The organism is Arenimonas composti TR7-09 = DSM 18010, assembly GCF_000426365.1.
GTDB classification, from domain to species: Bacteria; Pseudomonadota; Gammaproteobacteria; order Xanthomonadales; family Xanthomonadaceae; genus Arenimonas; species Arenimonas composti.
The window spans coordinates 1-23,535 of sequence record NZ_AUFF01000002.1 but is presented as its reverse complement, the minus strand read 5'-3'; the positions used below and the strand labels follow the sequence as shown (position 1 = coordinate 23,535).

The 23,535-nt window shown below is 70.9% G+C and carries 18 protein-coding genes; 8 read left to right on the top strand and 10 right to left on the bottom strand.

Annotated elements, in window-relative coordinates; all coding sequences use genetic code 11:
• Positions 1-18: 18 nt before the first annotated feature.
• From K311_RS0104385 to iadA, 4 genes are read right to left on the bottom strand one after another with little or no spacing between them, the layout of a single operon-like run.
• The gene (locus tag K311_RS0104385; RefSeq protein WP_245570623.1) at positions 19-1,833 is read right to left on the bottom strand and encodes a Mur ligase family protein; all 1,815 of its coding nucleotides are present in this window, start codon (positions 1,831-1,833) and stop codon (positions 19-21) included.
• A 2-nt stretch (positions 1,834-1,835) separates the two neighbouring features.
• Entirely contained in the window at positions 1,836-4,625 is a 2,790-nt protein-coding gene (gene cphA, locus K311_RS0104380) for a cyanophycin synthetase (RefSeq protein ID WP_026816313.1), read from the bottom strand.
• A 12-nt stretch (positions 4,626-4,637) separates the two neighbouring features.
• Positions 4,638-5,477 carry a cyanophycinase gene (locus K311_RS0104375; protein WP_026816312.1) on the bottom strand — a complete coding sequence of 280 codons (840 nt, stop codon included), beginning with the start codon at positions 5,475-5,477 and terminating at the stop codon, positions 4,638-4,640.
• A 20-nt stretch (positions 5,478-5,497) separates the two neighbouring features.
• On the bottom strand, positions 5,498-6,733 hold the full coding sequence (iadA, locus tag K311_RS15275) for a beta-aspartyl-peptidase (protein ID WP_051239491.1): 1,236 nt from the start codon (positions 6,731-6,733) through the stop codon (positions 5,498-5,500).
• Between the two features lie 125 nt (positions 6,734-6,858).
• Here iadA and K311_RS0104365 point away from each other — a divergent pair, with 125 nt between their 5' ends.
• The gene (locus K311_RS0104365; RefSeq protein WP_026816311.1) at positions 6,859-7,776 is read left to right on the top strand and encodes an ABC transporter permease subunit; all 918 of its coding nucleotides are present in this window, start codon (positions 6,859-6,861) and stop codon (positions 7,774-7,776) included.
• An 87-nt stretch (positions 7,777-7,863) separates the two neighbouring features.
• On the opposite strand, the gene yihA is transcribed toward K311_RS0104365, so the two are convergent.
• Positions 7,864-8,451: a ribosome biogenesis GTP-binding protein YihA/YsxC gene (yihA, locus tag K311_RS0104360; RefSeq protein ID WP_026816310.1), complete on the bottom strand. Its 588-nt coding sequence runs from the start codon at positions 8,449-8,451 to the stop codon at positions 7,864-7,866.
• Between the two features lie 138 nt (positions 8,452-8,589).
• Between yihA and K311_RS15270 the strand changes: the two genes are divergently transcribed.
• From K311_RS15270 to K311_RS0104345, 3 genes are all read left to right on the top strand, one after another.
• The gene (locus tag K311_RS15270; protein WP_051239490.1) at positions 8,590-9,459 is read left to right on the top strand and encodes a c-type cytochrome; all 870 of its coding nucleotides are present in this window, start codon (positions 8,590-8,592) and stop codon (positions 9,457-9,459) included.
• An 88-nt stretch (positions 9,460-9,547) separates the two neighbouring features.
• Positions 9,548-10,411 (top strand): thiol:disulfide interchange protein DsbA/DsbL, encoded by an 864-nt coding sequence (locus K311_RS0104350; RefSeq protein ID WP_043797943.1) that lies wholly within the window; start codon positions 9,548-9,550, stop codon positions 10,409-10,411.
• A gap of 126 nt (positions 10,412-10,537) precedes the next feature.
• Positions 10,538-11,281: an endonuclease/exonuclease/phosphatase family protein gene (locus K311_RS0104345; RefSeq protein WP_026816308.1), complete on the top strand. Its 744-nt coding sequence runs from the start codon at positions 10,538-10,540 to the stop codon at positions 11,279-11,281.
• 820 nt (positions 11,282-12,101) lie between these two features.
• Here K311_RS0104345 and K311_RS0104340 read toward each other — a convergent pair.
• On the bottom strand, positions 12,102-14,999 hold the full coding sequence (locus K311_RS0104340; RefSeq protein WP_051239489.1) for a TonB-dependent receptor: 2,898 nt from the start codon (positions 14,997-14,999) through the stop codon (positions 12,102-12,104).
• 185 nt (positions 15,000-15,184) lie between these two features.
• Positions 15,185-15,985 carry a sulfite exporter TauE/SafE family protein gene (locus K311_RS0104335; protein WP_026816306.1) on the bottom strand — a complete coding sequence of 267 codons (801 nt, stop codon included), beginning with the start codon at positions 15,983-15,985 and terminating at the stop codon, positions 15,185-15,187.
• 54 nt (positions 15,986-16,039) lie between these two features.
• Here K311_RS0104335 and K311_RS0104330 point away from each other — a divergent pair, with 54 nt between their 5' ends.
• The 4 genes from K311_RS0104330 (at position 16,040) to K311_RS18745 (ending at position 20,996) form a co-directional block, all read left to right on the top strand.
• Positions 16,040-18,037 (top strand): lytic transglycosylase domain-containing protein, encoded by a 1,998-nt coding sequence (locus K311_RS0104330; protein WP_043797942.1) that lies wholly within the window; start codon positions 16,040-16,042, stop codon positions 18,035-18,037.
• On the top strand, positions 18,034-18,975 hold the full coding sequence (locus K311_RS0104325; protein WP_026816304.1) for a complex I NDUFA9 subunit family protein: 942 nt from the start codon (positions 18,034-18,036) through the stop codon (positions 18,973-18,975). The genes K311_RS0104330 and K311_RS0104325 overlap by 4 nt, the downstream gene beginning before the upstream one ends.
• Positions 18,975-20,219, top strand: a complete 1,245-nt coding sequence (locus K311_RS0104320) for a multifunctional CCA addition/repair protein (RefSeq protein WP_026816303.1) — start codon at positions 18,975-18,977, stop codon at positions 20,217-20,219. The genes K311_RS0104325 and K311_RS0104320 overlap by 1 nt, the downstream gene beginning before the upstream one ends.
• A 420-nt stretch (positions 20,220-20,639) precedes the next feature.
• Positions 20,640-20,996 (top strand): ATP-binding protein, encoded by a 357-nt coding sequence (locus K311_RS18745; protein WP_161627295.1) that lies wholly within the window; start codon positions 20,640-20,642, stop codon positions 20,994-20,996.
• A gap of 3 nt (positions 20,997-20,999) precedes the next feature.
• Here K311_RS18745 and K311_RS15260 read toward each other — a convergent pair whose 3' ends face one another.
• From K311_RS15260 to K311_RS17965, 3 genes are all read right to left on the bottom strand, one after another.
• Entirely contained in the window at positions 21,000-21,638 is a 639-nt protein-coding gene (locus tag K311_RS15260; RefSeq protein ID WP_051239488.1) for a tyrosine-type recombinase/integrase, read from the bottom strand.
• Between the two features lie 458 nt (positions 21,639-22,096).
• On the bottom strand, positions 22,097-22,285 hold the full coding sequence (locus K311_RS18290; protein WP_154659447.1) for a hypothetical protein: 189 nt from the start codon (positions 22,283-22,285) through the stop codon (positions 22,097-22,099).
• A 188-nt stretch (positions 22,286-22,473) separates the two neighbouring features.
• Positions 22,474-23,535, bottom strand: a 1,062-nt coding sequence (locus tag K311_RS17965; RefSeq protein ID WP_161627293.1) for an RHS repeat-associated core domain-containing protein, incomplete at its 5' end; no start/stop codon positions are given.

Sequence of the window (23,535 nt, the reverse complement as noted above, 5' to 3'; positions counted from 1 at the left end):
CGCGACAGCCCCCGCGTCCTAGCCCGCGCCCGGCAGCTCGCCTGCGCGCGCAGTCATGCCACCGGTCAGCTGCAGCTCGTCGAGCATCGCCGCGACCTCGGCGCGGGCGCCGAGCGAGTGCACCGGCATCACCAGCACGTCGCCGGGACGCGACCAGCGCAGCAGGGTGCGGGCGGCTTCGGCTTCGGGCAGCACGGTGACCATGTCCGCGTCCGGGATGCCGCGGGCGAGCAGCGCCTCGCGCAGCACCGCAGCGACCGCGCCCGGCGTGCGGCCGCGCAGATAGCCGTCGATGTCCTTGAGCACGACGAAGGCCGGCGCGGCTTCGGCGGCGACCGCGGCGAGTGCGCGCAGGTCCTCGTCCGGGCGGTTGCCGGCCTGGCCGAGCAGCATGCCGAGGCGGCCGTCGCCGGCGGCGCGTGCGACCCGCAGCAGGCCACGCAGGCCGTCGGGATTGTGCGCGTAGTCCATCAGCACCTGCAGGCCACCGAAATGCCAGCGCTGCAGGCGGCCCGGGTTGTCGTCGGGGTCGCTGCCGAAGCGCGCGAGCACCTGGGCGATCGTCGCCGTCGGCACGCCGAGCGCGAACGCCAGCAGGCCGGCCGCGGCGGCGTTGGCGACGTTGTAGGCGGCGATGCCGCCGGCCGCGAGCGGCATCGACGCGGTGTCGGCGATGCCGGCCTCGGCACTGCCGTCGGACAGCAGCAGCACGCCGGCACGTACGCCGGCGCTCAGGCCGCCGGCGGCGCGATGGGCACGCAGCCGCGGCGCATCGAAGTCGTCGGCGAACCAGGCCAGCCGCGGCGGGCGGCCGTCGTGGCCGCGGATCAGGCCAGCGTCGGCGCGCGCGCACAGCCGCGGGTCGTCGGCGTTGAGCACGAGCACGCCGTCGTCGCCGAGCGCGCGGGCGACGGTCAGCTTGGCGTCGGCGAGGCCGTCGAGGTCGTCGATGCCGTATTCGCCGAAGTGGTCCTCGGCGGTGTTGGTGACCACCGCCACATCCGCCCGCGCGACCGCGAGCCCACGCCGCAGCAGGCCGCCACGCGCGGTCTCGAGCACTGCGGCGGTCACCCGCGGATCGCGCAGCACGCGGCGCGCGCCGGCCGGGCCGGACCAGTCGCCGCGCTCGACCGCCGCGCCGCCGACGATCACGCCGTCGGTGCAGCTGTGGCCGGTGACCGCACCGTTCGCCGCGAGCATCGCCGCGAGCAGGCGCGTCGTCGTCGTCTTGCCGTTGGAGCCGGTGACCAGCGCAACCGGAATGCCGCGGAGTTCCGCCCAGGGCACCGCAGCAGGCGCCGGTAGCGCATCGAGCGGCCAGCTGCAGCCGTGGCTGCCGAGGCCGAGCGTCAGCATCTCGTCGTCGAGCAGCGCCGGCACGCCGCGGCCTTCGCTCTCGGCGAGCAGCGCGCGCAGCGCCGGCCGGGCCTCGGCGGCGACCAGCGCGCGCAGGGTCTCGCGGGCGGCATCGGCATCCCAGCTCGCCGGGTGCCCGGGCGCGTGGAATGCGTGGAAGCCGACCGCGGCGCACCAGGCCCATTCATCGAGTTCGGTGGCCGCGAACAGGGCGTCGACCGGTGCGGTCAGCGCGAGCAGGGTGCCGCCGGCATGGGCGCGCTCGGCGAGCGCGACCTCGCCCCAGCCCAGCGCCGCGGCCATCGACCTCACCGCGCTGCGCCAGCGCGCCAGCGCGTCGGCATCCCGCGCCTGCGGACCGAGGGCATCGAGGACCGCGGCGGGCACGGCGAAGAACAGGTTCGCGCCGGTCAGCCGGCGCGAATCGGCGAAGGGCGCCGGGATCGCCGGCACCGCGGGTGCTGCGTCGGCCGCCACGCTCAGTCCGCTTCCTCGCGCGACAGGTGCACGCCGCGTTCGTCGCGCACCAGGCCCTCGTAGTCGCTGAGCGCGGGCTCCTCGCGCGGGCCCTGCTCGACCACCGGCGCCGGCGCCGGCTTCGGCGCCACCGGAGCGGCGGCGCCTTCCGGGCGGAAGCGGATCACCTGCTTCCACGAACGCGTCAGCGCGTCGGCGAAGATCAGCACCAGGTCGCCGGGTCGGCCCATGCGCAGCGCGGCGTCGATCGCTTCCTGTTCGTCGGGAATGATCGTGATCGCCGATTCCGGCACGCCCTTCGCCTGCAGCGCCGCCGCCTGGATGCGCGGCACCTCGTCGCCGTCGCGGCCGCGCAGGGAATCGTCGCGGCGGCAGATGTAGTGGTCGAAGCGGCCGGCCACCGCGTCGGCGATCGCCACCAGGTCCTCGTCGCGGCGGTCACCGGGGCCGGCGAGCACGACGATGCGCCGGCCGGCGACGTCGAGGCGCTGCGCGAGGTCGGCCATCGCCCCGACCGCGTGCGCGTTGTGGCCGTAGTCGAACAGCACCTTGAACGGATGCTCGTTGAACACGTTCATCCGGCCCGGGGCCTGGAAGAAGGTGGTGTCGAAGGTGCGCAGGCCGGTGCGGATCGCGTCGAGCTTGATGCCGAGCGCATAGGCCATCGACGCGGCGACCATCGCGTTCTGCACGTTGTGCAGCGCGCGTCCTTCCAGCGTCGCCGGGATCAGGTGGGTCCACAGCAGCGGGATGTGGCTGCCCTTGTCGTAGAGCGTGATCATCTGCCCGTTGACGCCGGCCTCGAGCGCGCAGGCGCGGCCGCCGGCGCGGATGTGCTCGCGCACCAGTCCGTGCTGCGGGTTCATCGTGACGTAGCAGATGCACTTGGCCTCGGTGTAGCCGGACATCTTCAGCACCTGCGGGTCGTCGGCGTTGAGCACCGCGCAGTCGGTGGCGATCTCGACGACGATGCGCTTGACCTCGGCGAGCTGCTCGAGGGTGTCGATGCCCTTCAGGCCGAGGTGGTCGGACTGCACGTTCAGTACCGCGCCGACCTCGACCTTGCGCACGCCCATGCCGGCGCGCAGCAGGCCGCCGCGGGCGGTTTCGAGCACGGCGATGTCGATCATCGGGTCCGACAGCACCATGCGCGCCGACACCGGTCCGGTCATGTCGCCCTCGACGGTGCGCTGGCCGTCGATGTAGACGCCGTCGGTCGTCGTCAGGCCCGGCGTGTAGCCGGCCATCTTGGTGATGTGCGCGAGCATGCGCGCGGTGGTGGTCTTGCCGTTGGTGCCGGTGACCGCGGCGATCGGCACCCGCGCCGGCGCACCCGGCGGGAACAGCATGTCGATGACCGGCCCGGCGACGTCGCGCGGCGTGCCCTCGCTCGGCGCCACGTGCATGCGGAAGCCAGGCGCGGCATTGACCTCGCAGATGCCGCCGCCTATTGCACGATAAGACTCGGCAATATTCGTCGTCAGGAAGTCGACACCGCCGACGTCGAGGCCGATCGCGCGGATCGCCCGCACCGCCATGTCGCGGTTGTCGGGATGGATGATGTCGGTGACGTCGGTGGCGGTGCCGCCGGTCGAAAGGTTCGCGGTCGAACGCAGGTACACCACCTGGTCGGCGGCCGGCACGCTGTCGGCGGTGAGGCCGGCGCGCTCGAGCATCATCTCGGCCTGGGCGTCGAGCACGAGCCGGGTCAGCACCTTCTCGTGGCCGACGCCGCGGCGCGGGTCCTGGTTCACGAGGTCGATGAGTTCGCGCACGGTGCGGCGGCCGTCGCCGACGACATGGCCGGGCGTGCGCCGGGTCGCCGCGACGAGTTCGCCGTTGACGACCAGCAGGCGGTGGTCGTCGCCTTCCAGGTAGGTCTCGACGATCACCGAGCGCGAATGTTCCTTCGCCGCTGCGAAGCCGGCGACCACTTCGTCGTCGCTGCGCAGGCCGATCGAGATGCCGCGGCCGTGGTTGCCGTTGTAGGGCTTGGTGACCACCGGATAGCCGAGCCGACGGGCCGCGCGGATCGCGCCCGCCTCGGTCTGCACCAGCTCCTGCTTCGGCACCGGCAGGCCGAGCGAGCCGAGGATGCGGTTGGTCTCCTCCTTGTCGCTCGCCAGCTCGACGGCGATGTGCGGCGTGCGCCCGGTCACCGTCGCCTGGATGCGCTGCTGGTACTTGCCGTGGCCGAGCTGCACCAGCGACTGCTCGTTGAGCCGCAGCCACGGAATGCCGCGCTCCTCGGCCGCGCGCACCAGCGAGGCCGTCGACGGGCCGAGCGCGCGCCGCTGCGCATAGCGGATGTAGTCGTCGCGCGCTTCCTCCCATTGCCAGTCCGCCGGCACCAGGTCGCCGCGCAGGTTTTCCGGCAGCAGCGAGGCGAGCAGCTTCAATGCCAGTTCGCCGGCGGCGACGCCTTCCTCGCGCTGGGCGTATTCGTAGACGACGCTGTAGACGCCGGGGCGGCCGTCGATCGAGCGCGTCTTGCCGAACGTGACGTCCTCGCCGGCGACGTTCTGCAGCTCGATCGCGACGTGTTCGAGCACATGCCCGAGCCAGGTGCCCTCGCCTTCCCGCATGCGCCGGATCAGGCCGCCGGGTTCGCGGTAGGAGCAGCCGTGCTCGGCGAGGCCGGGCAGCGCCGCGACCAGGCCGTCGACGAAGGCATCGCCGAGGCGCGCCGTCGGCCACTGCTCGAGCTCGCCGAGATCCAGCTCCAGCCGGATCACCGGGAAATGCGCATACAGCGACGGGCCTACGTAGACGGAACGGTCGAGGATGCGCATCGGGCGAAGCTCCTATTCCTTCTGGGGCGAGAGATCCCCCGCCGAGGCGCGGCGGGTATGCAGGTTGAAGGTAGCGCCGGCGACGAGCACATGCACCGTCAGCCCGAGCAGGCAGACCGGCTGGCGCTCCTCGACCTGGTCCATCGACGAGAACTGCAGGCCGTTGGCGTCGATCACGGTGACCGCGCCGGAGCCGACGACTTCCAGCTCGTTGTCCGGCCCGATGAAGGCGGCGGTGTCCTCGTCGAGGCCGATGCCGATCGCGAACGGATTGAAGGCCAGCGCGGTCGACAGCCGGCCGAAGCGGTCGCGCTGGCGGAAGTGCTGGTCGATGATGAAGCGGTTGGTCAGGCCCAGGCCCGGCGCCAGCCGCACGCTGCCGGCGCGCGGCGAACTGCCTTCCTCGCCGAACGCGATCATGTGCTCGCTGAGCACGGCGGCGCCGGCGCTGGTGCCGGCGACGTGCACGCCGGCGGCGTTGCGGGCGCGGATCAGCTTGGCGATCGGGGTGCCGCCGAGCAGGGTCGTGATGCGCAGCTGGTTCCCGCCGGTCAGGAAGATGCCGGTGGCCTGCGCCAGGCGCTCGAGGCGACCGTCCTCCTCGGCGTCGCGGCGGGTGTCGAAGTCCATCTGCTCGGCGCGGCCGGCGCCGAGTTCGCGGAACAGCTTCTCGTAACGCTCGCCGGTGTCGCGCAGGCGGCTGGCGGTCGGAATGACGACGATGTCGGCATCGAGGCCGCCGCAGAGCTTGACGAAGCGGCGCAGGATCGCCGGGTCGTTCTCCTTCTCCTCGGCGCCGCCGATCGGGATGATCCAGCCACGCTGGCCACCGTCGGGGATCTTGCTGGGCATTGCTCGGCTTCCTTTCTCTTCTAGTCGTGGTGATGCGGGTCGGGCGCGTGCGAAGCGGCCGCCGCGGCCGCCGTCTCGAACGCACCGGCGCGCACGCAGGCGCCGGCGCGGACATGCGGAACGCCGCCGGCGAACACGTCGTGCACGCGATGGTCGGAATCGAGCGCCACCAGGTCGGCATCGGCGCCGACGGCGATGCGGCCCTTGCCGGGCAACCGCAGCAGCGCCGCGACGTTGGTGGTGAACGCCGGCAGCACGCGCTCCAGCGGCTGGCCGCGGCGCAGCAGTTCGGCCAGCGTCGCCGACATCGCCCCGGGGTCGCCGACGCCGAAACCGCAGAGCTGGCCGCGATGATCGAAACAGGCCAGGCAGCCGCCGGCGTCGGAACTGATCGTCACGTGCTGCGCCGGCGCGCCGGAATCGAGGTAGCGCAGCAGGGCATCGGCGGCGGTGTAGGCGTCCTCGCCGTCCTCGACCGGGAAGGCGGTGATGTCGACGGTGCAGCCGCGGCGCGCGAGTTCCAGCGCCTCCTCGAACAGCGCGGTGCGCCGGTTCACGTGGGTCGGGTTGAACACGCGGGCGGGGATCTCGCTGGTGTCGAGCGCGCGCCGCACCAGCTCGAGCCCCCGGGGTCCGTCCCCGAGATGCAGATGGACGATACCGGCCTTGCCGCTCATCAGCCCGGCGACATGCGCCTCGCTGGCCAGGCGCAGCAGCTCGTCGAACGTCGGCTGGCTGGAGCGGTGGTCGCTGAGCGCGACCTCGCCGACGCCGATCAGCGGATCGACGAAGGCGATGTCGGCGCGCACGCTGCCGGTCAGCGTCGTCGGCGGCAGGTGGTAGCCGCCGCAGTGCGCCCAGGCCGACAGCCCCTGCTCGCGCAGCGCCAGCACGGTCGCGACAAGTTCGCGGGTCGAGCGCGCGCAGTCGTCGGTGCCGAGCAGGCCGATCACCGTGGTGACGCCGCCGCGGGTGTAGCGCGACAGCGCCGGCGCCGGCACCCGGGTCGCGAAGCCGCCCTCGCCGCCGCCGCCGGTGACGTGCACGTGGCCGTCGATCAGGCCGGGGATCAGCCGGCGCCCGTCGAGCTCGATCACCTCGCAGTCGAAACCCGCCGGCGGCGCTGCATCGGCCGCGGCGATCGCCAGGATGCGGCCGCCGCCGAGCAGCAGCGAACGCCGCCCGAGCGGTTCCGGGGCGTAGACGTCGGCGTTGCGGAGCAGGACCAGCGAAGGTCCGGGGGTCGATCCGGGCATCGCCCGAATCTAGCAGCTACGCCCGGTCCGGCGCTGCCCCGGCAGCGTCTGCCCAGCCCGCGCGGGGCTGCTAACCTCGCCGCGGCCCGCCGGGGCCGAACACGCCGGAAGCCAGCCGAAGACGAATGCCGCGATTCGCCGCCCGCACCCTCGAAGCCCTGGTCACGCTGTGGCTGCTGGCCACGCTGTGCTTCGTGCTGCTGCGCGCCGCGCCCGGCGGGCCCTTCGACAGCGAGAAGGCGGCGCCGCCCGAGGTCGAGGCCGCGCTCGCGGCCACCTACCGCCTCGACCGGCCGCCGCTGGCGCAATACGGCGCCTGGCTCGGCGACGTGCTGCGCGGCGACCTCGGCCCCTCGTTCCAGTACCCGGACTACACGGTCAACGAACTGCTGGCGGCCAGTCTGCCGATCACGGTGACCCTGGGCCTGGCGGCGCTGGCACTGGCCCTGCTGCTCGGGGTGCCGCTCGGCGTGCTGGCGGCGCTGCGTGCCGGGCGCTGGAGCGACCGCCTGCTGATGTTCGCCGCCGGCCTCGGCCTGGCGGTGCCGAAGTTCGTCGCCGCGCCGCTGCTGATCCTGCTGTTCGCGGTGAGCCTGCACTGGCTGCCGGCCGGCGGCTGGGACGGCGGCTGGCGCGGCGCGGTGCTGCCGGTGCTGGCGCTGGCCTTGCCGAATCTCGCCTACTGCGCGCGGCTGACCCGCGCCTCGCTGCTCGAGGTACTCGAAGCGGACTGGGTGCGCGCCGCCCGCGGCCGCGGCCTCGGCGGCGCCCGCCTGCTGTTCGTGCACCTGCTGCGGCCGGCCCTGTTGCCGGTCGTGGCCTGGCTGAGCCCGGCGCTGATCAATGTCGTCAGCGGTTCGGCGGTCGTCGAGCAGGTCTTCGGGATCCCCGGCGTCGGCCGGCACTTCGTCCAGGGGGCGCTGAATCGCGACTACACCCTCGTGCTCGGCGTGGTGCTGGTGGTGGGCGCGGCGATCGTCGTGATCAATGTGCTGGTGGATGCGCTGCGGGGAAGGATGGATCCGCGGCTGGGGGGCGAGTAACGAGTCGAGAGTAACGAGTAACGAGTGACAGCCCGCGCACTGCGTCGCGCTTATCGCGGCTGAAGCCGCTCCTACAACTTCGCGCCTTCAAATTCCGAGCCAGGCCGCGATCACCGCCCGCGCTTCCTCGAGGCCGAGCTTCGCGTCGGCCGAGAACACCTGGGCGCTGGCCCGGTCGCCGAGTTCGCGGCGGACGGCGGCGAGGGTCTTCGCCTGTTCGCCGCGGCCGAACTTGTCGGCCTTGGTCAGCAGGCAGTGTGCCGGCAGGCCGCGGGCGACGGCGTAGTCGAGCATCTGCAGGTCGTACTCGCGCAGCGGGTGGCGAATGTCCATCACGATCACCAGGCCGGTGAGCTGTTCGCGGGTCTGGAAGTAGATGTTGATGGTCTTCTTCCAGGCCTCGCGCATCGCCTCCGGCACCTTGGCGTAGCCGTAGCCGGGCAGGTCGACGAGGTAGCGGTCCGCGCCGACCTCGAAGTAGTTCAGCGCCTGGGTGCGGCCCGGCGTCTTCGACACCCGCGCCAGGCCCTTCTGGTTGCTCAGCGCGTTCAGCGCGCTGGACTTGCCGGCGTTGGAGCGCCCGGCGAACACGACCTCGCGGCCGTCCGCGGCCGGCAGCTGGCGCAGGTTGTGGACGGAGTCGTGGTACTTGGCCTTCGCCAGGGGATTGGGCATGGGGGCGATCCGGTAGGGCTGGCAATGATCGCAGAGCGGCCGCGACCTCGTACGAACCGCGAACTAGCCGTTATAATCCCGGCTTCTGCGTCCGCGCATCCCGTAAACCCCTGATTTTACGTGTTTCGGAGCCCCTCCATGAAGTTCACGCGCATCCTCGGTGTCGCCGCCGCGCTCGCCGCCGCCTCGGTCGTCGCCCAGGAACCCGGTTCGGCTCCGGCCGACACCGCCCCGGCCGATACCGCGACCGTCACCCCGGCCGCCGATCCGGCGCCGGCGCCGGTTTCGGTGCTGGAAAGCGATGACGTGACCGCGACCTGGGGCGACGCCGCCGCCGGCGCGAGCAAGGCCGCCGCCTGTGCGGCCTGCCACGGCGCCGACGGCAATTCCGCCGACCCGCAGTACCCGAAGCTGGCCGGCCAGAACGAGCGCTACATCGCCCGCCAGCTGGCGCTGTTCAAGAGCGGCGAGCGCAACAGCCCGATCATGATGCCGTTCGCGGCCCCGCTGAGCGCGCAGGACATGCGCGACATCGGCGCCCACTTCGCCGGGATGCGGGTCGTGCCGGGCGTCGCCGACGACACCGAGATCGCCGAGGGCCCGAACGCCGGCCGCCGCTTCTTCGAAGTCGGCCAGCGCATCTTCCTGTCCGGCAAGCCCGAGGGCGGCGTCCCGGCCTGCCTGGCCTGCCACGGCCCGACCGGTGCCGGCAACCCGGGCGCCGCGTGGCCGTCGATCGGCGGCCAGCATGCCGGCTACACCGCCGCCAAGCTCGCCGAGTTCCACAACGGCATGGTCTGGGGCTCGGGCGACCGCGCCAATCCGATCATGGCGCAGGTCGCCTCCGGCCTGACCGACGAGGAGATCCAGGGTCTGGCCAGCTTCCTCGAAGGCCTGCACAACGTCGCCGACGCCCCGGCCGCCGATGCGGTCGCCGCGGTCGCCGCCGCGCCGGCGGAAGCCCCGGCCGCGGTCGTGGCCGACGAAGCCGCCGCAACCCAGGAATGAGCCGGAACGGTCCGGCCCCGCGCCGGACCGTTGCAACTTCGCACGCCGGCCGTGGTCTGCTGGCTGTCCCGAACTGGAGCCGTCATCGATGAAGCGTCTGCTGCCCCTCCTGCTGGCCGTTGCCCTGGCCGCCTGCGCCCCGGACTCGCCCGACACCGCCGCGCCCGCCGCCGACGCCCCGGCCGCCACGCCGGCGCCGGCCGAGACCCCGGCCCCGGCGACCGACGAGGTCGTGGACGAGGCCCCGGCCGACGAGACCGCGCCGGCCGAGGAAGCCGCCCCGGTCGAGGAGGCGCCGGCCGAAGAAACCGCCGCCGCGCCGGCGCCGGCCGCTCCCGCCGCCGAGCCGACGCCGCCGGCGCCGCCGGTCATGGACCCGGCGCGCGCGCCGCGTCCGGGCATCGACTACGTGGTGCTGCCGACTCCGCAGCCGACCTTCGGCAGCGGCGGCATCGAGGTCGCCGAGGTGTTCGCCTACACCTGCATCCACTGCGCGAACCTGCAGCCGCACGTGAGCTCGTGGAAGCCGACGCTGGCCTCCGACGTGCGCTTCGAATACGTCCCGGGCGTGTTCGGTGGCCCGAGCGACAACCTCGCGCGCATGTTCTTCGCGGCGCAGTCGCTCGGCCTGCTCGACAAGATGCACGAGGCGACCTTCAACGCCTTCTTCATCGACCGCCGCTTCACCACCGGCTCGCTCGAGGAGCTCGCCGGCTTCCTGGCCACCTTCGGCTCGGACGAGGCCACGATCACCGCGACGATGAACAGCTTCGCGGTCAACGCGAAGCTCGACCGCGCCCGTCAGTTCGCGCTGCGCACCGGCGTCAGCTCGACCCCGACGTTCATCATCAACGGCAAGTACAGCGCCCACGTCAACGATCGCGGTCCGCAGGGCCTGTTCGACACGGTCGAGTTCCTGGTCGCGCACGAGCGGGCCGGCACCACGCCCTGACGCAGTCCGTCGTTCGGACCACGTAGTTCGCCGGGGGCCGCGTTCGCGGCCCTCGACGTTTCCGGGCCCCGGCTGTTCACGTGCCGTGGATTGCGGTTCGCGGGGTACGTCCCCATCCTTGGCGGCATGTCCAAGCTGCCCGAACGCCTGCGTCTGCTGAGCGCCAACATCCAGGCGGGCTCGAGCACGCGCGCGTACAGCGAGTACGTCACGCGCAGCTGGTCGCACGTGTTCCACCACGGCAAGCAGGGCAACCTGGACGCGCTGGCGAAGGTCGCCGAACCCTTCGACGTCGTCGGCCTGCAGGAGTCCGACCCCGGCAGCCTGCGCTCGGGCTTCACCAACCAGGCCGACTACCTGGCCGAAGCGGCGCGTTTCCCGTTCTGGACCCACCAGCCGAACCGGCGCATCTCGCGGATCGCCGGCAGCGGCAACGCGATCCTGAGCCGGATCGAGCCCGACGACCTGCTCGACTACGCCCTGCCCGGCCGCATCGCCGGCCGCGGCGTGCTGGTCGCCACCTTCGGCAAGGGCGAGGACGCCTGGCAGCTCGCGGTCACCCACCTGTCGCTCGGCGCGAAGTCGCGCCACCTGCAGCTCGGCTTCCTCGCCGAGCTGCTGTCCGACAGCAAGCGCCTGGTGCTGATGGGCGACTTCAATTGCGATGCCGACGCGCCGGAGATGCGGGCGCTCTACCGGCAGACGGTGTTGCAGCCGCCGCCGCACAAGCTCTGCACGTTCCCGAGCTGGGCGCCGCAGCGTTGCCTCGATCACGTGCTCGTCGGTGGCTTCGACATCACCGACTACGCCGCCACCGCCGCCGCCGGCTCCGACCACATGGCAGTGGCGGTGGAATTGCGCCCTTCGTAGCCGGTGCCACCGTGGTGGAGGGGTTGCTGCTGGCTCACATGAAGCCTTTACGTTCGCCAGCAGCAACCCCTCCACCACGGCGTCCCCGGACGATTGCCGTCCCCAGTTCCGGGATGGGCGCGGATTCAGCGCTCAGACGGCGTGGCCGGATCAGTTCCCTGCGCGGTTGCGGACAAGCCCCATCACCGCGACCGGATGCATCGGCCGGTACCAGTTGACCGATCCGGGCGCGCACCTGAAGTGCGCAGGTTCCATAGCGTGGTGGCCGAGGGAAATCTGCGCTCACTGCCTTCGTGAAACCGAGCCTGCGATGAATCTGCTGCGACATTGGTCGCAGAGCGCGTGTCGTGTACGGACCGCAGGAGTACCGCCCTTGCGGCCGCCAGCCTAAAGCCTCGGCGCTCCGCGTCGCATTCGATCTGCGCGTTCACCCGGCAATGCGGTTCCGCCGCGGTATCCACAGCCGATTCCCCTCGGCCACCACGCTATGGAACCTGCGCACTTCAGGTGCGCGCCCGGATCGGTAAGTCGGGATGCCGAAAGCGCCATCCGGTCGCGGCGAAAGGAGTTTGTTCGCGATCCCGGAACACTTCGCCGGTGACGTGGCAGCGCGCGCCGGTGCGGCGCGTCCCGGCGAATCGCAGCCGTGTGTGCGGCGGTGTCGTGCGGGAGGGGTGGCCCGGGCCGAACGTAAAGGCCTTGTGTGAGGCCCGGGCCACCCCTCCCGCGCGGCATCGCCGCCGCCGAACCGATGAACCGACGAACCGTCGAACCGTCGAAAGCGGGAAAACACCGGGGCCACGACGGCCCCGGCGGAGTTTCAGAAGCGGTAGTCGAGGCTGACGTACCAGAAGCGACCGGGCAGGTCGTAGGTACCGGCGTCGTAACCGTTGAGCGAGCAGGTGAGGCAGATCGGCGGGTCCTCGTCGAAGACGTTGTTGACGCCGACCGCGAGCTTCAGGCCCGGCATCGTGAACGCGTCGTTCCAGGACACCTGCAGGTCGTTGTACCAGGTCGCGTCGAGCTCGTTGCGGTCGGCGTCGGTCGGGCAGCCGGGAAGCCCGGCCAGGCCGGCGCAGGACTCGCTGACCTCGCTGATATAGCGCACGTTCCAGGCCACGAACCAGTCGCCGATCGCCCAGCCGAGCTGCACGTTCGTCTGCCACTCGGGGATCGCGCCGTCGTTGGCCTCGACACCCGGGGCGCGGGTGGCGACGTTGCCGTCGCGGTCGACCTCGCGATAGTCGATCACATGCGACGCCTGCAGCGAGGCGGTGAGCCGGCCCCAGGCGAACTCCGGGCTGCGCCAGTCGAACTTCACGTCGACGCCGTCGGTCTCGATGACCGCCAGGTTGTCGAGGAAGTTGTTCGGCGGGTTGAGGTTGCCGCCGGCGCCGCGGGTGAACGGCGAGCACAGCGTGGCATCGAGGCCACCAGCCGCGAGGCAGGCGTCGAGCAGGGCCTGGATGTCGCGCGGCTGGATCGCACCATCGATCTCGTGGTGGTAGTAGCCGAGTTCGATGTCGATGCGCTCGGACCAGGTGAGGTTCTCGAAGAAGTCCGGGCTCCACACCGCGCCGACCGTCCAGCTCTCCGACTCTTCCGGCTGCAGGTTCGGATTGCCGCCGGTGAAGGTCGTGATCTGGGTGTTGGCCTGCTCGAAGCCGTTGGGCACGCCCTGGGCGCGGCAGGCGGTTTCCAGCGGCGTGGTGTTGAGGCCGTCGGCGTCGTTGACGATCAGCGTGCCGGTCGGGCCGCAGGGGTCGGTGAGCGTCGCGCCGAACTGGGTCAGGCCGTAGAGCTCGCCGAGGTTCGGGGCGCGAAAGCCTTCCGACCAGTTGCCGCGGATCACCAGGTCGTCGACCGGCTGCCAGCGGAAGCCGACCTTGCCGGTGGTGGCGCCGCCGAAGGTGCTGTAGTCGGAGTAGCGGATCGCCGCGTTCAGGTCGAAGGTGTCGGCGAACGGCAGCCGGAACTCCGCGTAGACCTCGTCGACGTCGTAGTCGGCGCGCACCGGCGCCGCGAAGCTGTCCTGCGACTCGCCGGTCTGGCGCAGCGGATCGGGATCGAAGCTGCCCTCGTAGACGCGGTGCTCGATGCCGGCGGCGAAACCGGCGGCGCGGCCACCGATGTCGAACAGGTCACCGGTGACGTTGAACGACCAGATGTCGAGCACCTGCTTGCTGGCGTCGTGCTGGGTCGTGCGGATCCAGTCGATCATCTGCGGCGTCATCGGCCGGCCCTGGCCGCCGAACAGGTCGAGCGGCACGCAGCCGGGCGTCGCCGCGCAGATCGCCGGGTCGCCGAGCGCGAGCTTGATCTTGGCGATGTTGTAGCCGTTGTAGAACGTCTGCTCGGCCGAGTTCTCCGAGCGCACGTAGTCGAGGTTCCAGTCCAGGCCGTTGTCGCCGAAGCGCCACTGCCCGTCGAGGCCGAGGTTGAAGTACCAGGTGTCGACGTCCTGCTCGAAGATGCGCGGCCCGACTTCCACCGGACGCCGGGTCACCCAGCCGAAGTTGCTCGCCGGGTCCAGGGTGATGCCGAACGGGTTGTACGGGTTGTTCGCGTGGATGATCACCGTGTCGGCGAGGCCGCCGGTGCCGGCATAGGGGCCGACGAAAATCGGCTCGGGCGCCGCCTGGTTCATCGACTGGCGGTTGTTGTAGAGCATCTTGCCGCGCAGCGTGAGCGTGTCGCTGATGTCGAAGCCGAACGCGCCGAACAGGCTCTTGCGCTCCGACGGCGTCAGCAGCAGGTTGAACGGCGCGTAGTTGAAGCGGTCGGCGCCGCTGAAGTCGTGGTAGGTGCCGGCGGACGGATCCGCCGGATTCCACACCGGCACGACGGTGCCGTCGTCGAGGGTGATGTCGTAGAAGAACTCCTGGCTCGGCGTGCACGAACCGTAGCTGCCGATGGGCCGCGCCGGGTCGCAGAACGTGAAGCGGCCCTGCGGCGTACCGGAGCTGCCGAAGGCCAGGCCACCGCCGGGGATCGGCCACGACGACTGATCCCACTCGCCGGCGCCGATGGATTCCTGTTCGAACCAGCTCGCCGAGAACACGCCGTGGAAGCGGTCGCCGCCACCGCCGACGGTGATGCTGGCCTCGGTGGTGTCGCCGCCACGGCTCCACTGGCCGAAATAACCGTGCACCAGCGCACCGTCGAAGTCGCGGCGGGTGATGATGTTGACGACGCCGGCGATCGCGTCGGAACCGTAGATCGCCGAGGCGCCGTCCTCGAGCACCTCGATGCGCTCGACGATCGCCAGCGGGATGGTGTTGAGGTCGGCGCTGCCGGACACGCCGGAAGCCGAGGACTCGTTCACCCAGCGGATGCCGTCGACGAGCACGAGCACGCGCTGCGAACCGAGGTGGCGCAGGTCGACCTGGGACGAACCGGCGCCGATGCCGCCGCCGCTGGACGGATAGCCGAAGTTGCCCGAGGAATTGAACTTCGCGTTCAGCGCCTTGCCGCCGGCGGTGAGCTGCAGCAGCAGTTCGCCGACGTTCGCGACGCCGGAGCGGTCGATCGTCGCGCGGTCGATCACCGCGACCGGATTGGCGCCGACGGCTTCGGTCTGCTTGATGCGGCTGCCGGTGACCTCGACCGCATCCAGCGTGGTCGGTGCCTCCTGGGCCTGGGCCGCGACCGGCAGGAACGCGCACAGCAAGGCCCCGCGAACCGCCTGACTCAGGCGGGTGGTACGGATGGTGTTCATTGCAATGCCCTTGGAAAGATGGGAGTGGGTCCGGCGGCGCCTTGCCCCCAATGCGCGCCGGCCCCTCGTTCTAGGCAAAGGTGTGACGGACGGCAACGTTCACGGAGTTTGACGTCGTTAGCGGGGCTTTACGTGCACGATCGCTGCAAACGACCGAGGCCGCGCCATTGCGCGCGGAGCGCCGTTCAGCCAGCGAACCAGAGGCTCGCGGCGACGATCCACAGGAAGGCCGCGAACAGCCGCCGCAGCGTCAGCGGCGGCAGCCGGTGCGCGAGCCGGGTGCCCAGCGGCGCGGTCAGCACCGAGGCCGCGGCGATGCCGATCGCCGCCGGCACGAACACATAGCCCCAGCTCGGCGACGGCATGACGCCGGCTTCCGGACCGTGGCTGGCGTAGCCGGCCGCGCTGGCGATCGCGATCGCGACGCCGCAGGCGCTCGAGGTCCCGACCGCCAGCACCGGGCGCACGCCGCGCCAGACCAGCAGCGGCACGGTCATCGAGCCGCCGCCGATGCCGACCAGCGCCGATACCGCGCCGATCAGGCCGCCGGCAGCGGCATAGCCCGGCCCGCGCGGGATGTCGGCACGTTCGGGCCGCGAGCGTGGCCAGTCCAGCGCCAGCTGCAGGCCGGCCAGCGCGCAGTAGATCGCGATGAAACCACGCAGGAAGCCGCCGTCGATGCGGGTCGCCAGCCAGGCGCCGAGCCAGCCGCCGAGCAGCAGTCCCGGCAGCAGCCAGCCCACCGTCGGCCACATCACGCTGCCGCGGCGGTGGTGTGCGCGCGCCGAGGACAGGCCGGTCAGCACGATGCTGCCGAGGGCGGTGGCCAGTGCGGCATGCACGGCGATCTCCGTCGGCACGCCCTGGCTCGGCAGCAGGAAGACCAGGGCTGCGACCAGCACCAGCCCGCCGCCGATGCCGAGCAGGCCGGCGAGCACGCCGGCGACCGCGCCGAGGGCGACGTAGACCAGCCAGGCGAGGCTCACCGCCACGCGTCCCGTGCACCGGCCGCGCGGGGACGTTCGGCTACACTCGCGGGCATGTTCGCTTCCGTTCGCATCGTGTTCCTGTTGCTGCTCGTGGCGGCGGCGGCGCCGTCGACCGCGCGGATCGCGCCGCCCGACCTGGCGCCGCAGCGGGTCGCGATCCAGGAGGCGTTCCGCGCCGCAGAACGCGGGCCGCTGAGCGTACAGGACCGCGCGAAAATCGCCGATCACCCGTTGCGGGGATGGGTCGAAGCCTATGCGCTGCGGCGACGCATCACCGCCGCCCAGGCCAGCGAGGTGCGCGCGGTGCTGGCCGCGCAGGCCGGCACGGCCGCCGCCGAATGGCTGCGCGAGGCCTGGCTGGCCGAGCTGGTCCGGCGCCAGGACTGGCCCGGCTTCCTCGACGACCTGCCGGCCGGCGCCGCCGGTGACGCGGCGACGCCGGAGCTGCGTTGCGCCCACCTCGCCGCCCGCCATGCCACCGGCCGCACCGATGCGCAGTGGATCGCCGACGGCCGCAGCCTGTGGCTGACCGCCGCTACCCTGCCGGCGACCTGCGACACGCCTTTCAAGGCGCTCGCCGCGCTCGGCCACATCGACGACGAATTGCGCTGGCAGCGCATCGTGCTCGCCGCCGAAGCCGGCCAGACTGGCCTGATGCGCTTCGTGGCCGGACAGCTTTCGGGTGCCGATGCCGCGCTGGCGAAGGACTACGCCGATTTCGTCGACGCCCCGCACGCCCGCGCCGCGAACTGGCCGGCGAATCCGCGCAGCGCCCGCGTCGCCGCCGCCGGTCTGGCGAAGCTGGCCAAGCGCTCGCCCGACGACGCCGAGGCACAGCTGGCCGTGCTGGCGCCGAAGCTCGGCATGGACGAGGCGCAGCGCGGCAAGGTGCTGTACGAGGTCGCGCTGTGGACGGTCGCCTCCTACCTGCCGAAGTCGCAGCAGCGCCTCGCGGCGGTGCCGGCTACCGCCTACGACGAACGCCTGCACGAATGGCGCGCCCGCGAGGCGATGAACCGGCGCGACGACGCCGGCGCGATCCAGGCGATCGAGGCGATGCCCGCCGCGCAGCGCGAGGATCCGCGCTGGCGCTATTTCGAGGCGCGGCTGCGCGAGCGGCTCGGCCAGATCGACGCCGCGAAGGCGCTGTTCGCGCAGGCCGCGGCCACCGCCACCTTCCACGGCTTCCTCGCCGCCGACCGCCTCGGCCAGCCCTACACGCTGTGCCCGCTCGAGCCGTCGCCGGACCCGGCGCTGCGGCAGCGGGTCGCCGCGCGGCCGGAGCTGGCGCGGGCGATCGAGCTGTACGCGCTCGACCGCATCGGCATGGCGATCCGCGAGTGGGCGGCGCTGCTGAAGACGCTGTCGCCGGCGGAGCGCTACGTGGCGATCGGGTTCGCCCAGGACGCCGGCTGGCACGACCGTGCGGTGTTCACGATCGGCACCGGCGCCGACGACCTGCGCCACTACACGCTGCGCTTCCCGCTGCACCACGACGCGACCCTGCGCCGCGAGGCGCGCAAGAACGATCTCGATCCCGCCTGGATCGCCGCCCAGACCCGCGCCGAAAGCGCCTGGATGCCGCGCGCGCGTTCGCACGCCGACGCCCGCGGCCTGATGCAGCTGCTGCCCTCGACCGCGCAGCGCACCGCCCGCCGCCTCGGCCTGCCGTGGAGCGGCGCCGCCAGCCTGTACGACCCGGACACCAACCTGAAGCTCGGCATCGCCCACCTGCGGCACGAGCTCGACGCGCACGGCGGCATCGCCTACCGCGCGATCGCCGCCTACAACGCCGGCCCGGCGCCGGTCGCGCGCTGGCTGCGCGACCGCCCGGCCTTCGATCCCGACTTCTGGATCGAGACCGTGACCTATCGCGAGACCCGCGAATACGTCGCCCGCGTGCTCGCCTTCAGCGTGATCTACGACTGGCGCCTCGACGGCCGCGCGGTGCCGGTCAGCGAGCGCATGGCCGGCCGCACGCTGCCGCCCGAGTCGCCGCGCCGCCGCGGCTTCGCCTGTCCCCTTTCCGTTTCCGCTTCCACGCCATGACCCCCAGAAACCTCGTCGTCATCGGCGGCACCGGCTTCGTCGGCCGCCATCTGATCGCCCGTCTCGCCCGCGACGGCCATCGCGTCGTGCTGCTGAGCCGCAACCTCGCCGCGCATCCGGACCGCCTGCTGCCGCCCGGCGTCGTGCTGCGCGAGATCGACGTCTACGATCCCGATGCGCTGCGCGCCGCCTTCACCGGCGCCGATGCGGTGATCAACCTCGTCGGCATCCTCAACGAGCGCGGCGACAACGGCCGCGGTTTCCGCCGCGCCCATGTCGAGCTGACCAAGCTGGTGATCGCGGCGATGCAGCTGGCCGGCGTGCGTCGCCTGCTGCAGATGAGTTCGCTCAACGCCGGCCGCGGCCGCAGCCACTACCTGAAGTCGCGCGGCGAGGCCGAGGCGGCGGTGAAGGCTTCGAACCTCGACTGGACGATCTTCGAGCCGTCGGTGATCTTCGGCCGCGGCGACGGCCTGTTCTGCCGCTTCGCGGCGCTGCTGAAGCTGGCGCCGGTGCTGCCGCTGGCGCGCGCCGGGGCGAAGTTCGCGCCGGTGTACATCGGCGACGTGGTCGAGGCCTTCGTGCGCGCGCTCGCCGACCGCCGCACGATCGGCGAGGTCTACGAGCTCTACGGCGCCGAGGTGTTCACCCTGGCGCAGATCGTGAAGCTGACGGCGCGCCAGCTCGGCCTGCGTCGCGTCGTCGTGCCGCTGCCGGACGCGCTCGGCCGACTGCAGGCGCTGTGCTGCGATTTCGTGCCGGGCAAGCCGTTCTCGTCCGACAACTTCCGCTCGCTGCAGACCGATTCGGTCGGCGGCATCGACGGCCTGCACCGGCTCGGCATCGAACCGACCCGGGTCGCGGCGAAACTGCCGGCGATCCTCGGCCACACCGACGGCCGCCAGGCTCGCCTCACCCGCAACCGCGCGGCGCGCTGATGCGCCGTTACCGCGTCGGCGGCGTCGTCCGCGACCGCCTGCTCGGGCAACCGCCGGGCGACTGCGACTGGGTCGTCGTCGGCGCGACGCCGGAGCAGCTGCGCGCGCAGGGCTACGCACAGGTCGGGCGCGACTTCCCGGTGTTCCTGCATCCGCAGACGAAGGAGGAGCACGCGCTGGCGCGCACCGAGCGCAAGTCGGCGCCCGGCTACCGCGGCTTCGTCGTGCACGCCGAACCCGACGTGACGCTGGAGCAGGACCTGCAGCGGCGCGACTTCACGATCAACGCGATCGCCGAAGACGAAAACGGCGAACTCGTCGATCCCTTCGGCGGCGTGCGCGACCTCGAGGCACGGGTGCTGCGACACGTGTCGCCGGCCTTCGCCGAGGACCCGGTGCGGATCCTGCGCGCGGCGCGTTTCCTCGCCCGCTTCGCCGACCTCGGCTTCAGCGTCGCGCCGGAGACGCTGGCGCTGATGCGCGACATGGTCGCCGCCGGCGAGGCCGACCACCTGGTGCCCGAACGCGTCTGGCAGGAACTGCGCCGGATGCTCGCGACCCCGCGCCCGTCGGCCGGCCTGCGCCTGCTGCGCGACTGCGGCGCGCTGAAGGTGGTCCTGCCCGAGGTCGACGCCCTCTACGGGGTGCCGCAGCGGCCGGAGTTCCACCCCGAAGTCGACACCGGCATCCACACCGAGATGGTGATCGACATGGCCGCTCGGCTGGCGCCCGGCGACGCGCTGATCGGCTTCTGCGCGCTCACCCACGACCTCGGCAAGGCGCTGACGCCGGCCGAGGTGCTGCCGAAGCACATCGAGCACGAACGCAATGGCCTGGCGCCGGTGCGCGCCGTCGCGGCGCGGCTGAAGGTGCCGCAGGAGTTCGGGGTGATGGCGCAGATCGTCTGCCGCGAGCACCTCAACGTGCACCGCATCGCCGAGCTGCGCCCGGAAACCGTGCACGACCTGATCCAGCGCTGCGACGGCTTCCGCCGGCCCGAGCGCATCGACCAGCTGGCGCTGGTCTGCGAATGCGACAAGCGCGGCCGTCTCGGACTGCAGGAGGCCGACTACCCGCCGCGGCGGCAGTTGCTGGCGATGCATGCGGCGGCGATGGCCGTCACCGCGGCCGATGCGCTGGCCGCAGGGCTCGAGGGAACGGCGGTGGGCGAGTGGCTGCGGCGGGCACGGGGAGCGGCGATCGCGGCGGCGAGGAAAGAGGAACGCGGATCGGCGGGGGAGTAGCAGGAGAGGAGCGCGATCGCCCTGTCAGTAGTCGACCTGACGGGCCAGAACGACGCCTGTCGAGAGCGTCTCGGACTCACGGACTTCGCAGCCACACTCCAGAGCGAGACGCGGGTGCCGCGCCGTCGACCTCAGGCAGCGAATGCGGCGGGAGGTTGACAGGGACATAGAGCTCATCTCGCGGTTCCTTCCGCGTCGAGTAGATCATCAGAGTTGCAATCCCAGCGTCGCTGCCGCGGATCTCGCGGCCGACAGGACCTCTTCTCCGCCGAGATAACCCTTGTACCGACGCCTATCTTCTTCAATCGGCGTGTACCAGACCACGACGTCAAACAGATCCTGGAATGCCGCCTCCTCAAGAGAAGAACGCCACCTGACCTGATCGGGTGCGTTGAATTCAACCTCATATCGTTCGCAGAATTGCTGTGTTGTGAGCCGCCCACCCAAGAAGTCAGCGACTATCGTGCGCAACTCTTCTGCAATGTACGTTACCTGTCGACCGCGCTGCTGATCATCGACGAACTCGGCTTCGAGCCGATGACCCGCGAGGAAGCCAGCTTGTTCTTCCGCCTGGTGACTTACCGCTACGGCCGCGGCGCGATCCTGATCACCACCAACAAGTCGGTCCGCGACTGGACCGAGCTGCTGGCCGGCGACGAAGCCCTGGCCGCGGCCATCCTCGACCGCCTGCTGCACAAGGCCCACGTCCTCAACATCAAGGGAAGGAGCTACCGACTCAGGGACCTCGAAGCGACCCTCGGCACTACCCGCAACTGACCCTCAAACCGACCCGGGGTGCGTGAATCTGGGTGTCGCCTTAATGCGTGAAACTGGGTGTCGTTTGACAGATGGATCGCTCAGCAGCTCCGGCCGCGCCTCGCGTTCGTATTGCGTGACCCAGGCCAGCGCCCGCTCGCCGATCGGCACGAACCGGTCCTTCTTCCCCTTGCCCAGCCGCACATGCAGCGTGCCGCGGGTCCTATCCAAGTCGGACTGGTGCAGGTTCGTCAGCTCCACCCGGCGGATGCCGGTGGCGTAGAACAGCTCCAGACAGGCGCGGTCGCGCAGGCCCTCGGCGGTCTCGATATCCGGCAGCGCCAGGACGGTTTCCATTTCCTGCAGCGTCAGCGGCTCGCGCAGGTCGTCGGTGCGCCGCGGCAGCTCCAGGTCGGCGGCGGGGTTCGACGTCATCACGCCCTGCCGCACCAGCCAGCGGAAGAACATTTCGACGGTGAACAGCGCGACGCGTTGCCCGTTGACCGCCATCGGCGCACCGTTGGCCTTGCGGTACAGGAACAGGTGCCGCTGGAACCGCGCCACGTGCGCGTGCGTGACCGTCTGTGGCGTCTGGATGCCGCGCTCGGCGCACCAGCCGTGGAAGTGCGCCAAGCGGCTGCGGCGCGTGCGCTGGTCGGCCACGCTGCGGTGCTGGGTTTCCAGGTGCTGCAGGTAGCGGCGGATCCACGCCGACAGGCTGTCGGGCGGCGACGGCGCCAGCAGCGCCTCGAGCCGCTGTGCGTCGGCCGGCCATCAGCGCTGCGCCGCGGCATGGCCGTTGACCCTCCGGCTACGTGCCTTCGGCGCCACGACCGGCGTGTTCGTGCGGTTGGCGGCTGTTTTCCCGGGCTTTCGCGGCGATGAAGCACCCCGCACGGGGGCCGCAGGGTCACCGCAAGCGGGCCGCAAGGTACCCGCAAGGTCGGGGTCCACACCCCGCAAGGTCGCGGACTTACCCCGCAAGGTCGACATCGGTGCGGCATCCCGCAAAGGTTCGGTGCCTATTTCCGGCACCGCACCACCCAGCCCCATCAGTTGGGGCGCGTCATCCTCGCTATGGCCGGCACAGACGGCGATCGGCAGGTGCGCAAGTCGGCGGATCAAGGGTCGATTTCCTGGAAAGAGTGAATCGTGACGGGTTCAAGTCTGAAGCCACTGCGGTCGGCTTCGTAATGGGGGAGAAGACGCACCGAAATGTCGACATCAATCCGGGCGGTGAACCCGCCGCCACGAAAGGCTCGGTCGTAATAGGCCTGACCGATGAGGCGTTCATCGAGCGAGATGATCAATGCCTGGCCGGGGCACGATCTGCCTGACAAGGTGGATGGGTCCATTAGGTTCGGATGCAGAATCCCTCGGATCCGGACTATTTGGCCCGCATCGTAAGTGCCAAGGTTGGCCATGAGATCGCAAGCTTCAATTGGCGCGCGCCCACGTGAGCAGCCCGCGAGCAAAACAAGCGCAATCGCTGCCGTCCTCAACATCCCGTCCCATTCCCTGATGGTTTCCCGGAACACGCATAGTTCACCGAGTTTTCAACCGCGCGAGCAACGGCGATGATTCGCGCTCCGCCAGTCATCCCAGGCAGAAAGAGGTCCGATCCGAATCCCAATGCGCGATACACATCCGATTGGGTGTTATAGGCACGATTCTCTATTTCGATCCTGTCGCGCCTACTCCAAGGGAAATAGTGCGGATGATGTTTCCCCGAAACACGGTCGAGATCATGGGAGACTTCATGCGCAATAATTCCCGCGCCATATTGTCGTTCCATCCTTTCGGGCGACGCCCCTACATTGAGGTGCCTGAGTAGGCCAAGATTCCGGCGGATCGCGCCATCATCGATCTCAATGACGCCAAGGCGTGGATTGGTCCCGTTCTCCCCCTTCATTCTGGTGACGCGGATCGTCAGACCTTCTTCACCTTCGTCGCCAATTCTTGCCAGGACGCTGGTCAGCCGTGAATGCTCCTTGGATCCGGATTTCAGCTTCTCCCGGGCCTTCTTCAACTCATCCACATAGTCGGCAACCCGTTCACATTGCCGTTTTGAGCCGTCACATACATAGCGACCGTCCGGATCGATGAATCGGTACGGATTTGATAGTGCGTAGTCGTACCTATTGAAGTTTGCGCCCGATACAACGTGAGTCCCAACCGGATCTGTGGAGATGAATATCCCGACGGTCGGGTCGTAGTGGCGCTGCTGCATGTACACGAGCCGCGAGCCCGCATCCACCACATGCCCGGTGAACCCCGGCCCGCTCTCCCATGATCCGTCCGCCGGCTCGCCGTAGGCCGTCTGCCGGTTGTAGCTGACCGCGGTGCCGTCATGGTTCGTCACCGCGATCGGCGAACCGAGCGCATCGCTGTGCTGGTACTCGATCACCGCCGTGCCGCCGCCCACCGGGATCGTGCGCTTCGCGACGAGGCTGCCGCCGAGATAGATGTAGGTGTGGTCGACGTCGGTCGCGGGCTTCAGGTCGCGCTGGTGCAGCAGTTGCCCGGCCTGGTTGTAACCCGAGTACGTCGCCTGCCCGCG

Bases quoted from the DNA above. Each gene is read 5' to 3' on its own strand.
- yihA (WP_026816310.1), bottom strand. From the start codon at position 8,451: ATGCCCAATCCCCTGGCGAAGGCCAAGTACCACGACTCCGTCCACAAC.
- K311_RS0104325 (WP_026816304.1), top strand. From the start codon at position 18,034: ATGACCCCCAGAAACCTCGTCGTCATCGGCGGCACCGGCTTCGTCGGC.
- K311_RS0104375 (WP_026816312.1), bottom strand. From the start codon at position 5,477: ATGCCCAGCAAGATCCCCGACGGTGGCCAGCGTGGCTGGATCATCCCG.
- K311_RS0104350 (WP_043797943.1), top strand. From the start codon at position 9,548: ATGAAGCGTCTGCTGCCCCTCCTGCTGGCCGTTGCCCTGGCCGCCTGC.
- K311_RS0104320 (WP_026816303.1), top strand. From the start codon at position 18,975: ATGCGCCGTTACCGCGTCGGCGGCGTCGTCCGCGACCGCCTGCTCGGG.
- K311_RS0104330 (WP_043797942.1), top strand. From the start codon at position 16,040: ATGTTCGCTTCCGTTCGCATCGTGTTCCTGTTGCTGCTCGTGGCGGCG.
- cphA (WP_026816313.1), bottom strand. From the start codon at position 4,625: ATGCGCATCCTCGACCGTTCCGTCTACGTAGGCCCGTCGCTGTATGCG.
- K311_RS0104340 (WP_051239489.1), bottom strand. From the start codon at position 14,999: ATGAACACCATCCGTACCACCCGCCTGAGTCAGGCGGTTCGCGGGGCC.
- K311_RS0104365 (WP_026816311.1), top strand. From the start codon at position 6,859: ATGCCGCGATTCGCCGCCCGCACCCTCGAAGCCCTGGTCACGCTGTGG.
- iadA (WP_051239491.1), bottom strand. From the start codon at position 6,733: ATGCCCGGATCGACCCCCGGACCTTCGCTGGTCCTGCTCCGCAACGCC.
- K311_RS15270 (WP_051239490.1), top strand. From the start codon at position 8,590: ATGAAGTTCACGCGCATCCTCGGTGTCGCCGCCGCGCTCGCCGCCGCC.
- K311_RS0104345 (WP_026816308.1), top strand. From the start codon at position 10,538: ATGTCCAAGCTGCCCGAACGCCTGCGTCTGCTGAGCGCCAACATCCAG.